The 255-nt window shown below is 42.7% G+C and carries 1 protein-coding gene; it reads right to left on the bottom strand.

The annotated features are described in order from the left end of the window. The coding region (locus ACYQ4S_RS12765) for a transposase (RefSeq protein WP_459771557.1) at positions 1-255 on the bottom strand (255 nt) is incomplete at both ends.

A 255-nucleotide genomic window follows, 5' to 3' on the forward strand; every position in this document is an offset into this window, starting at 1 on the left:
CATAACGATCGATGGCCTTCTTCCAAGTGAAGGAGTAAATATTGGCATCAGCTTGAAGTTTCGTGCCGTCAATAAACAAAGCCTCCTCATGAAGCAGGCCATTCTCTTGGAGTAGTGAAGTGAACAGAACGAAAGCATATTTGATCAGGCGCTTGGCATGTTCACTAGAACGAAAATTATTGATTGTTTTATAGGTAACGGATGTGTCGCCAGTCAGCCATTTCATTGGAATGGACTCGTCATTCATGCGTTCAA

Source organism: Alkalibacterium sp. s-m-28 (genome assembly GCF_054658175.1).